Source organism: Bradyrhizobium sp. BRP19 (assembly GCF_020194195.1).
Lineage (GTDB): Bacteria > Pseudomonadota > Alphaproteobacteria > Rhizobiales > Xanthobacteraceae > Bradyrhizobium > Bradyrhizobium yuanmingense.
The window spans coordinates 287,781-301,494 of record NZ_JADYVZ010000002.1 but is presented as its reverse complement, the minus strand read 5'-3'; the positions used below and the strand labels follow the sequence as shown (position 1 = coordinate 301,494).

Annotated in this window: 13 protein-coding genes; 6 read left to right on the top strand and 7 right to left on the bottom strand. The window is 63.9% G+C overall.

The genetic code is table 11. From position 1 onward, the window contains the following. Positions 1-70: 70 nt before the first annotated feature. Complete coding sequence (locus I6F36_RS07190) at positions 71-838, top strand: outer membrane protein (RefSeq protein WP_036022935.1); 768 nt, start codon at positions 71-73, stop codon at positions 836-838. Positions 839-949: 111 nt separating this feature from the next. Here I6F36_RS07190 and I6F36_RS07185 read toward each other — a convergent pair whose 3' ends face one another. From I6F36_RS07185 to parE, 4 genes are all read right to left on the bottom strand, one after another. Continuing rightward, positions 950-1,720, bottom strand: coding sequence for an SDR family NAD(P)-dependent oxidoreductase (locus tag I6F36_RS07185; RefSeq protein WP_035999947.1), 771 nt, complete (start codon positions 1,718-1,720; stop codon positions 950-952). Positions 1,721-1,741: 21 nt separating this feature from the next. Then, positions 1,742-1,927 (bottom strand): hypothetical protein, encoded by a 186-nt coding sequence (locus I6F36_RS07180; protein WP_036000069.1) that lies wholly within the window; start codon positions 1,925-1,927, stop codon positions 1,742-1,744. A 189-nt stretch (positions 1,928-2,116) separates the two neighbouring features. After that, positions 2,117-2,899 carry an outer membrane protein gene (locus I6F36_RS07175; RefSeq protein ID WP_057029089.1) on the bottom strand — a complete coding sequence of 261 codons (783 nt, stop codon included), beginning with the start codon at positions 2,897-2,899 and terminating at the stop codon, positions 2,117-2,119. 441 nt (positions 2,900-3,340) lie between these two features. After that, positions 3,341-5,383 (bottom strand): DNA topoisomerase IV subunit B, encoded by a 2,043-nt coding sequence (gene parE, locus I6F36_RS07170; RefSeq protein ID WP_035999934.1) that lies wholly within the window; start codon positions 5,381-5,383, stop codon positions 3,341-3,343. Between the two features lie 275 nt (positions 5,384-5,658). On the opposite strand from parE, the gene I6F36_RS07165 reads away from it, so the two are divergent. Further along, the gene (locus tag I6F36_RS07165; RefSeq protein WP_225171211.1) at positions 5,659-6,189 is read left to right on the top strand and encodes a DedA family protein; all 531 of its coding nucleotides are present in this window, start codon (positions 5,659-5,661) and stop codon (positions 6,187-6,189) included. A 53-nt stretch (positions 6,190-6,242) separates the two neighbouring features. On the opposite strand, the gene I6F36_RS07160 is transcribed toward I6F36_RS07165, so the two are convergent. Next, positions 6,243-7,238 carry an MBL fold metallo-hydrolase gene (locus I6F36_RS07160; RefSeq protein ID WP_225171210.1) on the bottom strand — a complete coding sequence of 332 codons (996 nt, stop codon included), beginning with the start codon at positions 7,236-7,238 and terminating at the stop codon, positions 6,243-6,245. A gap of 391 nt (positions 7,239-7,629) precedes the next feature. Between I6F36_RS07160 and I6F36_RS07155 the strand changes: the two genes are divergently transcribed. Together I6F36_RS07155 and argC are read left to right on the top strand one after the other, a co-directional pair. Next, a complete protein-coding gene (locus I6F36_RS07155) occupies positions 7,630-8,295 on the top strand; it encodes an FMN-binding negative transcriptional regulator (RefSeq protein WP_036022937.1) in 666 nt (221 codons plus the stop codon). Beyond that, positions 8,292-9,275: an N-acetyl-gamma-glutamyl-phosphate reductase gene (gene argC / locus I6F36_RS07150; RefSeq protein ID WP_036022938.1), complete on the top strand. Its 984-nt coding sequence runs from the start codon at positions 8,292-8,294 to the stop codon at positions 9,273-9,275. The genes I6F36_RS07155 and argC overlap by 4 nt, the downstream gene beginning before the upstream one ends. Positions 9,276-9,391: 116 nt before the next feature. Here argC and I6F36_RS07145 read toward each other — a convergent pair whose 3' ends face one another. After that, on the bottom strand, positions 9,392-9,790 hold the full coding sequence (locus I6F36_RS07145; RefSeq protein ID WP_035999918.1) for an MAPEG family protein: 399 nt from the start codon (positions 9,788-9,790) through the stop codon (positions 9,392-9,394). Between the two features lie 121 nt (positions 9,791-9,911). Then, on the bottom strand, positions 9,912-11,720 hold the full coding sequence (locus tag I6F36_RS07140; protein WP_225171209.1) for an alpha/beta hydrolase: 1,809 nt from the start codon (positions 11,718-11,720) through the stop codon (positions 9,912-9,914). Between the two features lie 253 nt (positions 11,721-11,973). Here I6F36_RS07140 and I6F36_RS07135 point away from each other — a divergent pair, with 253 nt between their 5' ends. After that, a complete protein-coding gene (locus I6F36_RS07135; protein WP_225171208.1) occupies positions 11,974-12,249 on the top strand; it encodes a hypothetical protein in 276 nt (91 codons plus the stop codon). A 228-nt stretch (positions 12,250-12,477) separates the two neighbouring features. Continuing rightward, entirely contained in the window at positions 12,478-13,698 is a 1,221-nt protein-coding gene (locus I6F36_RS07130; RefSeq protein ID WP_109143888.1) for an LL-diaminopimelate aminotransferase, read from the top strand. Positions 13,699-13,714: the final 16 nt, after the last annotated feature.

Genomic DNA, 13,714 nt, shown 5'->3' with positions numbered 1-13,714 from the left:
AACCGTGTTGATTTCAATTTTAGTAAGAGCCGTCTGTGACCGTGCGTCCATCAAGGACACGGGGTGTACCATGCGTAATAAGTTGATTGCCGCCTTTGCCTGCACGACGGCTCTGGTTTCGACCGGTGCGGCCTCCGCCGCCGATCTCGGTGCGCGTTACACGAAGGCGCCCGCCTATGTCGAGCCGCTTTTCAACTGGACCGGCTTCTATGTCGGCGGCCACATCGGTGGCGCATGGACCAACCAGCAGTTCATCAACAACGGCACCGGCGCGGCGTTCGGCGATCTGCTGCCGGGAGAGGGCTATCGCCAGCGCAACGCGGGCGTCATGGGCGGCGCGCAGATCGGCTACAATTGGCAGGCCAACAATTACGTGTTCGGCGTGGAAGGCACGATTTCGGGTCTCGACAACAAGGGCTCGTTCACGAACACCGTGTTTGGCGCCGCGGATGACGTGTTCTCCTGGCGTACCAACGTGCTCGCGACCGTGGTCGGGCGCGCCGGCTTCGCCGTGCAGAACAACCTCTTCTACATCAAGGGCGGCTATGCCGGCGCGAACAACCGCCTCTCGGTCACCGACACCGTCGGTGTGGCGACGGGCTCGGGCGGACAAACCCATTGGGCCAACGGCTGGACCGTCGGCGCCGGCTGGGAATACGGCGTCACCCGCAACTGGATCGTCGGCCTCGAATACAATTACGCGGCCTTCACCAGCCAGACCTATCAGCTCGGCGGCACCTCCGGAAACTACACCTTCGATGCCAAGCCGCGCGACATCCAATGGGCCGTGGTGCGCGCGAGCTACAAGTTCGACGCACCCACCATCGCCCGCTACTGAGCACGTCGACGCAACGCGACCAACGATCAAGAAAAGCACTGTCTCAATTCAAAAGCCCCGGCGTCGTCCGGGGCTTCTTTTTTGCGTTGTTGGATGGCGGGCAGGCCGGCTTCAGGCCATCACCGAGAATCCGCCGTCGACCGGGATCGCCGTACCCGTGACGAAATTCGACGCGGGCGATGCCAGGAACACGGCGATGCCGGCGAAGTCGTCGATGTCGCCCCAGCGCCCCGCAGGCGTGCGCGCCAGCACGCGCTCGTGCAGCCCCGAGACCTGCTGTCGCGCGCCGCGGGTGAGATCGGTGTCGATCCAGCCCGGCAGGATGGCGTTGACCTGGATGTTGTCGGGCGCCCAGGCATTGGCGCAGGCGCGGGTGTACTGCACGATGCCGCCCTTGCTGGCCGCATAGGCGGTCGCGAAGCTTGCGCCGAAGATCGACATCATCGAGCCGATGTTGATCACCTTGCCGTTGCCGGACGCCTTCAGCGCCGGATAGGCCAGCTTCGAGCACACGAAGGCGCTGGTGAGGTTGGTGTCGATCACCTTGTTCCACTCGTCGAGCTCGAGCTCGTGCGGCGGCTTGCGGATGCTCATGCCGGCATTGTTGACGAGGATGTCGATGCGGCCGAGCTCCTTGACGACACGGTCGATCATGGCTGCGACCGCCGCCTTGTCGGTCACGTCGGTGGCGACGGCGATCGCCTTCACGCCGCGCTGCCTGAGATCGGCCACGGCGGCGGCGGACTTGCTCTCGTTGCGTCCGACCACGGCGATGTCGGCGCCGGCATCGGCGAGGCCGCGCGCCATGCCGAGCCCGATGCCGCCATTGCCTCCCGTGACGATCGCGACCTTGCCGCGGAGATCGAACCGGCTGGATGTCATGCTTGGATTCCCTGAGTTCTTCTATTGGTTGCTCTGCCAGATCAGCACCAGCCCGAACCCGGCCATGGCTGCGCCATAGCCGGCCCAGTGCAGCTGGTTGACCATGAAGCTCGATCGCGGCCACGGAACCGTGCCCGTGCCCTGTCCGATCCAGAGCAGCCCGAGAGCGGTTGCAAACAGGCCTGCCACCAGCAGAAATCTGCGCATGCCTTCCTCCCATCGGTCCGCTTCTGTCGCGCTCCACGGCATCAACGACTGCCGCAGCCACGAAAACTTGCCGACAGACTAGCCGTAGCTCTGGTACGGACACAATGGGCCGTGGCCGCAAGGACGCTAGGCCCAAAACGAAAAAGCCCCGGCGATGCCGGGGCTTTGACGCTTGATCGTGCGATCAGATCAGTACTTCGCGACCACAGGGCCAGTCCAGTTGAAGCGGTAGACTAGCGAGGTCGAGATCGTTTGGTTCCAGCTGTTGGCGCGGACGCTGTTGATGGTCGGGAGGTCGCCGATATCGGTGCGGATAGCCTCAGTCTTGGCATTGTAGAAGGCCGAACGGTACTCGGTCTTCATGAACCAGCCGGGCGAGGTGATGCCGAAGATGTTCAGGCTGTTCTCGACGCCGCCGCCGATGAACCAGCCGTGACGATCGTAGCCATTGAGGTGAACACCGGCCGGGGTACCGCCGAGCGTCGTGAAGTTGGTGCGGCCGAAGTGAGCGCCGGAGTAACCGCCGTTGACGTAGGAGAGAACGTTCGGAGCGACCAGCCAGCCGAGGCGCACGCCCGCGGCCCAAGAGGTCTCCAGCTTCTGGTTACCAGTGATGTCGAAGATCGGATCCTGGATGGTGGAGCGGATGCTGCCGAACTGAGCGTCGCCAAACACACCGGCCACCCAGGTGCCGCTGAACTGCCAGTCGTAACCAGCGCCGACCGTACCAAACCAACCGGAACCGCCCTGACGCTGGGTGATGGTCAGCGGGGTACCCGTGGCGGTGTCGACAATCTGCTGGTCAGCATTGGAGAGGCCGCCGCCGCCGCCGCCGAAGACGTAGAAGCCGGTCCAGTTGGCGACGGGCGCCGGCATCGGGGCCTTCGCGTAGGGACGGGCGCCCAAGTCGGCAGCCGAGGCCGTGCCGGTCATCGCCGCAACCGCGGTCAGAGCGAGCAATGTCTTCTTCATTTTAAATCCCCAAACCTTGTCGGCGCGAGCGCACTGAAGTCCGTGTCATCTGATGACCGGACTATAGACGGTTCTTGCCGAAATGCTGTTGCCGGACAGGCACAGTCGCCGGAAAACGCCGGTGTGGGGGTATTTTGCGGCGGCCTCGCCCAGATCTAAAAAAATTGTTATGTTTCAAGGCCTTGACCGAATTCTAGCGACTCGATTTTGAGTAAGGTTTCGTTAGCAAATTCGGTTTTGTCCGAGACGGAGGCAATCCTGCTCCCGGCCGCAGCATCCGCTGAGTCGCTGGCCGAGTCGCCGCGAGACGAATCCGGAAAGCAACGAAGATCCCGGCAGCACACAAGGCAAACTGGTCCGAAACGGCGGCCGCTGCCCCAAAGACACAGCCCCGGCTTTGGGCCGGGGCTGTGTTGGCGTGCAGCCGGTTTGGTTGCCGCCTCAAACGTCCAGCAGCTCGTCGCTGGCAAACTCGGCCTTGTCCGAGATGAAGGCAAAGCGCGCCTCGGCCTTGGTGCCCATCAGCCGCTCGACCGAATCCGCCGTGGTGTCGCGGTCGTCGGCCAGCAGCACCACCTTGAGCAGCGTCCGCCTGGCCGGGTCCATGGTGGTCTCCTTGAGCTGCGCGGGCATCATCTCGCCGAGCCCTTTGAAGCGGTTCACCTCGACCTTGGCGTTGGCGTTGAACGCGCTCTTGAGCAGCGCCTCCTTATGCGCGTCGTCGCGGGCGTAGACCGACTTGGAGCCGTGGGTCAGCTTGTAGAGCGGCGGCACCGCGAGGAAGAGATGGCCTTCGTCGATCAGCCGCGGCATCTGGCGATAGAAGAAGGTGATCAGGAGCGAGGCGATGTGGGCGCCGTCGACGTCGGCGTCGGTCATGATGATGATGCGCTGATAGCGCAGATCCTCCTCGCGATATTGCGCGAGCGTGCCGCAGCCGATCGCCTGCACGAGGTCGGAGAGCTGCGCGTTCGCCGTCAGCTTGTCCTTGCCGGCGGAGGCGACGTTGAGGATCTTGCCGCGCAGCGGCAGCACGGCCTGGGTCTTGCGGTCGCGCGCCTGCTTGGCGCTGCCGCCGGCCGAGTCGCCCTCGACGATGAACAGCTCCGAGCCCTCGGTGCCGGCATCGGTGCAGTCGGCGAGCTTGCCGGGCAGGCGCAGCTTCTTGCCGGCCGTCTTGCGTGCGGTCTCCTTCTCCTGCCGCCGCCGCAGCCGCTCCTCGGCGCGGTCGATGACGAAGTCGAGCAGTCGGTTGGCCATGTTCGGATTGCCCGACAGCCAATGGTCGAACGGGTCCTTCATCGCCTGCTCGACGATGCGTTGCGCTTCGGCGGTGGCGAGGCGATCCTTGGTCTGGCCCTGGAATTCAGGCTCGCGCACGAACACCGAAAGCATCACGGCGGCGCCCACCATCACGTCTTCCGAGGTGACGGAGGCGGCGCGCTTGCCCTGGCCGACGCGCTCGGCGTGATCCTTCAAGCCGCGCAGCAGCGCGCTGCGCAGGCCGGATTCGTGGGTGCCGCCGTCGGGCGTCGGCACGGTGTTGGTGTAGGAGGAAAGGAAGCCGTCGGCATCCGCGGTCCAGGCCACCGCCCATTCGCAGGCGCCGTGCGCGCCGTTGCGTCCCGACTTGCCGGAGAAGATGTCCGGATGCACCAGCGTGTCGGCGTGGATCGCAGCAGCGAGATAGTCCTTGAGGCCGCCCGGGAAGTGGAACGTCGCTTCCGCCGGCACGTCCTCTACGCCTTTGAGCAGCTCGGGCGCGCAGTTCCAGCGGATCTCGACGCCGCCGAACAGGTAGGCCTTCGAGCGCGTCATCTTGAACAGGCGCTGCGGCTTGAACGCGGCCTTCTGCCCGAAGATGTCGGTGTCGGGCTTGAAGCGCACGCGCGTGCCGCGGCGGTTGTTGACCTTGCCGAGGTCCTCGAGCTTGCCCTTGGGATGGCCGCGCTCGAAGGTCATGCGGTAGAGCTTCTGGCTGCGCGCGACCTCGACCTCGAGACGCGAGGAGAGGGCGTTCACCACGGAGATGCCGACGCCGTGCAGACCGCCCGAGGTCTCGTAGACCTTGCTGTCGAACTTGCCGCCCGAATGCAGCGTGCACATGATGACTTCGAGCGCCGACTTCTTCGGGAATTTCGGATGCGGATCGATCGGGATACCGCGGCCGTTGTCGGTGACGGTCAGGAAACCGTCCGCACTCAGCTCGACTCCGATGAAGGTCGCATGCCCGGCCAACGCCTCGTCCATCGAGTTGTCGATGACTTCGGCGAACAGATGATGCAGCGCCTTCTCGTCGGTGCCGCCGATATACATGCCGGGCCGGCGCCGCACCGGTTCCAGCCCCTCGAGCACCTCGATGTCGGCTGCCGTGTAATCGGCTTCCCCCCCACTGCGCGGCGCCGCCTTGACGGCTGTGCGGGGCTTCGGCTCGTCACCGCCGAAGAAATCGTCTTTTGCTTTTGGCTTCAACTGCTTGGACATATATCTTGATGGGTTTTGAGGGCCGCAGAAGCGGCGAATCGGTTAAGCCGACTATGCCACTTCTGACTTGGAAAGGTTACCGTAGGGGCGGACTGGGCGCTGTGGGTTGGGAGCGAATCCGGGCGATTTTACGCCGCAGCCTCGCCATTTCCCGGCAATTTGACGTGCCGGCTTGGTGATGTCTGGGTTTTGTGACTTGATGTCACACAAGTCCTTGGCTTACCAGTCCTTTTCATCGAGCAGCACCTTGAGACGGGGCGGGAAGGCTATTTTGGATGGAGCAGTTTGCGCACGCCCTCACTGACTTCGTGCGCGTTCACCAGGCTTGGGCAGCGCCAATCGTGTTCGTGCTGGCCTTCGGAGAGTCGCTCGCCTTCATCTCGCTGCTGGTCCCGGCCTGGGGCGCGCTGGTGGCAATCGGTGCGCTGATCGGGGTCAGCGGCATCAGCTTTTTTCCGGTCTGGATTGCCGGCGCCCTCGGCGCGGCGCTGGGTGACTGGGTCTCCTACTGGTTCGGCTATCGCTACAAGGAGAAGGTCGCCGAGATGTGGCCGCTCTCGCGCTATCCGGGACTGCTCCCCAGAGGCGAGGCTTTCGTGCGCAGCTGGGGCGTCCCCAGCATCTTCATCGGGCGCTTCTTCGGACCCCTGCGCGCCTCGGTGCCGCTCGCGGCCGGCATCTTCGAGATGCCCTATTGGACCTTCCAGGCTGCAAACTTCGTCTCGGCCCTGATCTGGTCGGCCGTGCTCCTGCTGTTCGGCGACGTGCTCGCCAAGATCATGGAGTGGATCTGGCGGGTGATCTGACCGGGCAACGGGGCCGCCCGGTCAGGGCGTCAGGCCAAGCCTTCTAAGCAAGCCTACAGCGATGCGTTCCAGATCGCGGGGATCCAGCGATATCCGGAGCCGTCCTTCTCGACCCGGACGAGACCGGGGAAGGCGGCGTGGAAGGCCTGGATCGGCATCTTCTCGGCAATCGCCATGTCGTAGAGCTTGCGGCGCGTCTGCTGGGCCAGCGGTTTGTCGACGTCGGATGCGATGTTCCATTCGGGATGCTTCACGAACAGGAACGCTGCGCCCGCGGTGATATCCACCTGCACCAGCACCTTCTCGGCGCCGGAGGCGACGATGAAGGAATTGTGGCCTGGCGTGTGGCCGGGGCTCGCTACCGAGGTGATACCGGGCGCGACCTCCTTGCCGGCCTCATATTGTGTGACCTTGCGGCCCAGGGCATCGAACACGCGGCGGATGTTCTTGAAATTGTTCTCGAGGATCGGATTGCCCATCCCTTTGCTCATCTCGCCGTCATCCATCCAGAACTTCCATTCCACCGCCGGAACCAGGATCTCGGCATTGGGGAAGGCGGGCTTGTTCTCGGCCGCCAGCAGGCCGTTGATGTGGTCGCCATGGAAATGGGAGATGATGACAGTATCGACCGCCGCGCGGTCGATGCCGGCGGCGGCGAGATTATTCTGGAATTGGCCGACCTTGCCCTTCGACTGCGTGAACTGGTCGGGACCGAGCCCGGTATCGATGACGACGAGCTTCGGTCCGGTGTTGACCACGACCGGGTTGAAGGTGTGGGTGACCTTGTCGGCTGTCAGGTGGTGCTCGGCGAACACTTTGTTGATGTCATCCTTGCTGGCGCCGGCGGCGTAATTGTCGGTCAGATTGACGGTCGCAACGCCATCGCAGACCACCGTGACCTGGTGGGTGCCGACATTGTAGCGATAGAAGCTCGCATTCTGCTTCTCGGCCAGCGGCGCGGCGGCGCCCGCGGGCGAAATCTTCACGAAAGGCAGGAGCGCCGATGCGGCGGCGCCGGCTAGCGTTGCGCGACGAGTAATCTCGGTCATGGTGATGTCCTGAGGCTGGGTGCGAACGGCTCGGGGCCGGCGAAGAGGTTGTGTCCCGCCGGTCGTTCTCGAAAACCCCTACTTCTAGTGGAAATTCCACGGCGGGCCGATGACATCTGTGCGCGTCCTGCCGTCGCGCGTGCGGCATCCTGCCGTCCCACTGAACCGATTTGCTCTTGACCATGGAACCAGCGGGCATTATAGCCGCGCGCCATGATCAACGCCGCGACCATTCTGTTCGCCCGTCGCCGCCGCCGCAGCTTAGCGGTTTGGGCGGTCGATCGCGTTTGAGATCATCGTCTTTGCCGCTGGACCCGATCCGCGGCATCCTCTCTCCTGTCAGCGCGATCTGATCCGGCGGTCCCCCGAGGAGGCCCAGCAGGAGACCACGATGTACACGCCACCCTTTTTCAAGCAGGACCGCGCCGCGAGCCTGAAATTCGCCGAGGAGCGCGGCTTCGGCACGATGTGCGCCTTCGATGGCAAGCGGCCGATCGCCTCGCCGTTGCCGTTCTATTTGACCTATGCCGCAGATGGCACGCCGCAGGCTGCCTTTCATCTCGCCCGTCACAATCCGCTGCTAAAGCTGGCGGGCGGCGAGGCGTCGTGGCTGCTCGCGGTCAACGGCCCGGATGCCTATGTATCGCCGGACTGGTACGTCTCGCCGGATCAGGTTCCGACCTGGCTCTACCAGTCGGTGCATCTGAGCGGGCCGGTTCGGCTGTTGTCGGATGACGAGCTGGCGCTGCAGCTCGAGGTGCTCAGCGCCAAGTTCGAGAGCTGGCTGCTGCCGAAAAAGCCGTGGACGTCGGCCAAGATGACGGCGGGTCGGCTGGAGACGATGAAAAAAGGGATCGTTGGGCTGGTCATGACCGTTGAGGAGGTCGAAGGCAGCTTCAAGCTGAACCAGCACAAGTCGGAGGCCGATTATGCAGCGATCGCGAATGCGCTTGACGGCGGCGATGCCGATGCCAAGCGGATCTCACAATTGATGCGGCAGGCAAGGCCGCAGGTTTTCGCAGACGACACGAACATGCTCGAAGGGAGCGCATCATGAGCCTCGCTGACACCACCAAAGCTCCGGCCACCAGCGCGGCAAAGAAGCCGGCCACCGTCTTCGTCGATGGCGGTTCCGGTACCACCGGCCTCGGCATCAATGAGCGGCTGAAGCTCCAAAGCGACGTCGCGGTGAAGACCATTGCCGACGACAAGCGCAAGGATCCCGCGGCCAAGAAGGCGCTGATGGAGGAGGTGGATCTCGTCATCCTCTGCCTTCCCGACGATGCCGCCAAGGAAACCGTTGCCCTGGTCGACGGCATGGGGGCTCACGCGCCGAAGGTGCTGGATGCCTCGACCGCCTACCGGGTCGCGCCGGACTGGGCTTACGGCTTTGCGGAGCTGACGCCGGACCAGGCCGGCAAGATCAAGGCCGCGAAGAAGGTCTCCAATCCCGGCTGCTATCCGACCGGCGCGATCGCGCTGCTGCGGCCGATCGTCGATGCCGGCCTGCTGCCGCCTGATTATCCCGTCACCGTCAACGCGGTGAGCGGCTATTCCGGCGGTGGCAAGTCGATGATCGCAAGCTTCGAGGATGGCAGCGCCCCGTCCTTCGAGCTCTACGGCCTCGGCTTCGAGCACAAGCATCTGCCGGAGATGCAGCTCTATTCGAACCTGACGCGGCGGCCGATCTTCATTCCCTCGGTCGGCAACTACCGGCAGGGCATGCTGGTCTCGGTGCCGCTCCAGCTCGACACGCTGCCGGGCAAGCCCGGCGGCGCCGACCTGCAGGCGGCGATGGCAAAACGTTACGCCGGCTCGAAATACGTCAAGGTGATGCCGCTGCAAAACGAGGCGAGCAAGGGCGGCCGGCTCGAGCCGGAGGCGCTCAACGAGACCAACATGCTCGAGCTCTACGTCTTCGCCAGCGACAAATATCACCAGGCGCTATTGGTCGCCCGGCTCGACAATCTCGGCAAGGGGGCATCCGGCGCAGCCGTGCAGAACATGCGGCTGATGCTCGGCCTGCCGGAGGAGTGAGGCAGGCCTCTATCCTCCGTCATTGCGAGCGAAGCGAAGCAATCCAGAGCTTCCACCGCGGAAATAGTCTGGATTGCTTCGTCGCAAGGGCTCCTCGCAATGACGTGGAAAGTGCTTCAAACCACCCTGAAGATCGCCAGCACCAGCACGGCCTGGGCGAAGAAGCCGACGGTGAAGGCGAGGGTGCGGAACACCGGAATTCCGAGCGCATAGACGATGATGTGCGCGATGCGCGACCAGAAATAGACGGCGCAGGCGAGCACCGTCCATTTCGTGGAATAGTCGATCGCGTTCAGGATCAGCACCAGCGGGGCGAAGATGACGAGGTTCTCGACCGCGTTGTCATGGGCGAACATCAGCCGGTTGGCCCACTCCGCCTGGGGCTTGTCGCCGCGCGAGGGGTTGGCCATGGCGCCGCTCAGCCCGCGAACCTGGCAGCGGTTGATGATGTAGGGAACCCACAGAACTCCCGTCAGGATCACCGTCAGTGTCAGCCAGAACAATTCGCGTGTCATAGTGCCGGTCCCTGTGTCGTCGCTGGATTGAGGCTAGAGCATGATCCGGAAAAGTGAGTAGCGGTTTTCCGAAAAGATCATGCTCAAACAATTAGTCTATACGAAAGCGCGCCGGATTCCGCTACGCGCGAACTCTGACATAGCTGCCGGGCGCGTCCTCGATCGGCGGAAATGCGTCGCTGCCGACCACGCGCGCCGGGACTTCCTCGGGGTCGAGCTCGCCCAGCCACTCCCGCCAGTCCGGCCACCATGAGCCCTTGTGCTCGGTGGCGCCCTTCATCCACTGCGCGACGCTGACGTTCTTGATGTTGTCGTTGGTCCAATACTGGTACTTGTTCGCGGCAGGCGGATTGACCACGCCCGCGATGTGGCCCGAGCCGGACAGCACGTATTTCACGGGGCCGCCGAAGAATTGCGAGCCGTAGAGCACCGATTCCGCGGGCGCGATGTGATCCTCGCGGGTGGCGAGATTGTAGACCGGCACCTTCACCTTGGAGAGATCGAGCAGGGTGTTGTCGAGCGCCATCGTGCCGGTGGATAGCCGGTTCTCCAGGTAGCAATTGCGCAGGTAATAGGAATGGTTGGCCTGGGTCATTCGTGTCGCATCGGAGTTCCAATGCAACAGGTCGAACGCGCTCGGCTGCTGGCCTTTCAGATAGTTGCTGACCACGTAGGACCAGATCAGGTCGTTGGAGCGCAGCATGTTGAAGGCCATGGCCATCTTCGAGCCTTCGAGCACGCCGGCAGTCTTCATGTCCTGCTCGATCGCGGCGATCTGCTCCTCGTCGACGAACACGAGCAGATCGCCGGCATGGGTGAAGTCGACTTGGGCGGCGAAGAATGTCGCGGACGACACGCGCTGGCGGCGCTTTTCCGCGAGCCAGGCCAGCGTGGTCGCAAGCATGGTGCCGCCGACGCAATAGCCGGCGGTGTGCACCTTCATCTCGCCGGTGATCTTCTCGATCACGTCCATCGCCGTGAGCGGGCCTTCCTTCATGTAGTCTTCCCAGCCCTTGTTGCCGAGCCGCTTGTCGGGATTGACCCATGAGATCACGAAGACGGTGATGCCCTGGTCGACGCACCACTTGATGTAGGATTTCTCCGGCTTGAGATCGAGGATGTAGAACTTGTTGATCCAGGGCGGCACGATCAGGAGCGGGGTGCGCAGCACCTTCTCCGTCGTCGGCGAATACTGGATCAGCTGCATCATCTCGTTCTGGTAGATCACCTTGCCCGGCGTCGTCGCCATGTTGACGCCGACGACGAGATTGTCCGGGTTGGACTGGCGGATCTTCAGCATGCCCTTGCCGGCGGCGATGTCCTCGGCCAGCATCTTCAGGCCGCGCGCGAGGTTCTCGCCGCTGGACGCCACCGTCTCGCGCAGCACCTCGGGGTTGGTCAGCACGAAGTTCGACGGCGAGAGCGCGTTGGTGACCTGCTGGACGTAGAACTCGGCCTTGCGGCGCGTGTGCGGATCGAGACCTTCGGCGTCGCGCACCAGCTCCTGCGCCCATTTGGTCGTGAGCAGATAGAGCTGCATGACGAAGTCGAAGAACTGGTTCGACTTCCATTCCGGATCGGCAAAGCGCTTGTCGCGCGGCGAGGGCGCGATCGCGGGCTCGGCGTCCTGACCGGCCATGCGACGCACCGCCGAGCCCCACAGGTCGAGATAGTCCTTGGCAAGCTTGGTCTGGAGATCGGACGAGCGGGACGTGTCCGACAGCCAATATTCGGCGACCGACGTGAACGTCTTGACGACCTCGGCAAGCTCGGCCGGCGGGCGGTCCTGCACCTCGCCGCTCTCGCGCGGCTTGAGGTAGGCGGCGAGCGCCTTGCCGCCGCTCTCCATCGCCCGCGCGACGTTCATCGCAAAGGCTTCGGCATCGAACTTCGTCTCGGGTTTCGGCGTATCGGTCGTGGCCATACTCATGAGCAGAACAGTAACGATTCATTCCGTATTCGTCACCGCGAAGCTCGCAGGTTTGACGTTAAACACTCTCGAAGATGTGTTGCACTGCGACAAATCTTCTTGGTTCCGTCACAATCGGGCCGCACGGCTCGGCTTGTTGGGCATCGGTTGTTTTCTCGCTCGCACCATTTGGGCAGCAATGGTTTGAGCTTGGGCACGGTCTTGGGTAAGCTTGCCCGGGGCCGTGCTTTGGGACGAGTAGGGGATTTCCCAAGTGTTGGCGTTATGGGACCTGCAAAAGTCGCTGCCGATCTGCGGCGCGGTGCTGATGGCGGCGCTCGCCCTGGGCGGGTGTTCGAGTCAACTCGCGGATCTGGCGCCCGCGGATGCGCCGCCGCGCGCCAGGGAGCCCGGGAGCTATCTGCCCGTGCACGATCTGCCGCCGGATCGCGATCAGGCGATCATCCCGCTGGAGCAGCGCGCCAAGATCGAGGCCGAGCTCGCCGCCGCGCGCGATCGCCAGGCCGCTGCCGCCAAGGACGCCAAATAGGCCCGTGGCCGCGAGACTGCCAACGTAATCGCTGGCGCCTCCGCTTTGCCGTGCTAAAAGACCTCGGTTCAGCCTGGAGTCAGGGCGAACGACTTCAATCTTCGTTGCCGACGATTGCTCTAAGTATTTGATTCTGAGTAATTTTCGCGATGGAGCCTGAGTGCTTTCGTGCCGGCCCTCGCGGCCTGTCGATTCTGTCCTGACCGGTTGCCCGGAGCCCAGAGAGCCATGGAAGAATTTTACCGCATTCGCCGCCTTCCGCCTTACGTGTTCGAGCAGGTCAACCGGGCCAAGGCGGCTGCGCGCAATGCCGGCGCCGACATCATTGACCTCGGCATGGGCAATCCGGACCTGCCGGCGCCGGCGCATGTGCTGGAGAAGCTGAAGGAGACGCTCGGCAAGCCGCGCACCGACCGCTACTCGGCCTCGCGCGGCATCCCCGGGCTGCGCCGGGCCCAGGCCGCCTATTACGCCCGCCGCTTCGGCGTGAAGCTGAACCCCGACACCCAGGTCGTGGCGACGCTGGGCTCGAAGGAAGGTTTCGCCAACGTGGCGCAGGCGATCACCGCGCCGGGCGACGTCATCCTCTGTCCGAACCCGAGCTACCCGATTCACGCCTTCGGTTTCTTGATGGCGGGCGGCGTCATCCGCTCGGTGCCGTCGGAGCCGACGCCGCAATTCTTCGAGGCGGCGGAGCGGGCGATCGTGCATTCGATCCCCAAGCCGCTCGCGCTCGTCGTCTGCTATCCCTCGAACCCGACCGCCTATGTCGCGAGCCTCGACTTCTACAAGGACCTCGTCGCCTTCGCGAAGAAGCACGAGATCCTGATCCTGTCCGATCTCGCTTATGCCGAGGTCTATTTCGACGAGAGCAACCCGCCGCCCTCGGTGCTGGAGGTGCCGGGCGCGATGGACTGCACCGTCGAGTTCACCTCGATGTCGAAGACCTATTCGATGGCCGGCTGGCGCATGGGCTTTGCAGTCGGCAATGAGCGCGTGATCGCCGCGCTCGCCCGCGTCAAATCCTATCTCGATTACGGCGCGTTCACGCCGGTGCAGGTCGCGGCGACCGCCGCGCTGAACGGCCCCGACGATTGCATCAAGGAGATGCGCGACACCTACCGCAAGCGCCGCGACGCGCTGGTGGAATCGTTCGGCCGGGCTGGGTGGGAAATCCCGGCGCCGGAGGCCTCGATGTTCGCCTGGGTGCCGCTGCCGGAAGCCTTCCGCAGCGTCGGCAGCATGCAGTTCGCGACCCTGTTGGTGGAGAAATCCGGCGTCGCGGTCTCGCCCGGCGTCGGCTTCGGCGAGCATGGTGAAGGATATGTCCGCATCGCCATGGTGGAAAACGAGCAACGGATCAGGCAGGCCGCGCGCGGCGTCCGCCGCTTCCTTGAAAGCGGCATCGAAACGTTGCACAACGTGGTTCCTCTCGCCAATCGGCGGTAATTCTCTTCTGCAGGTT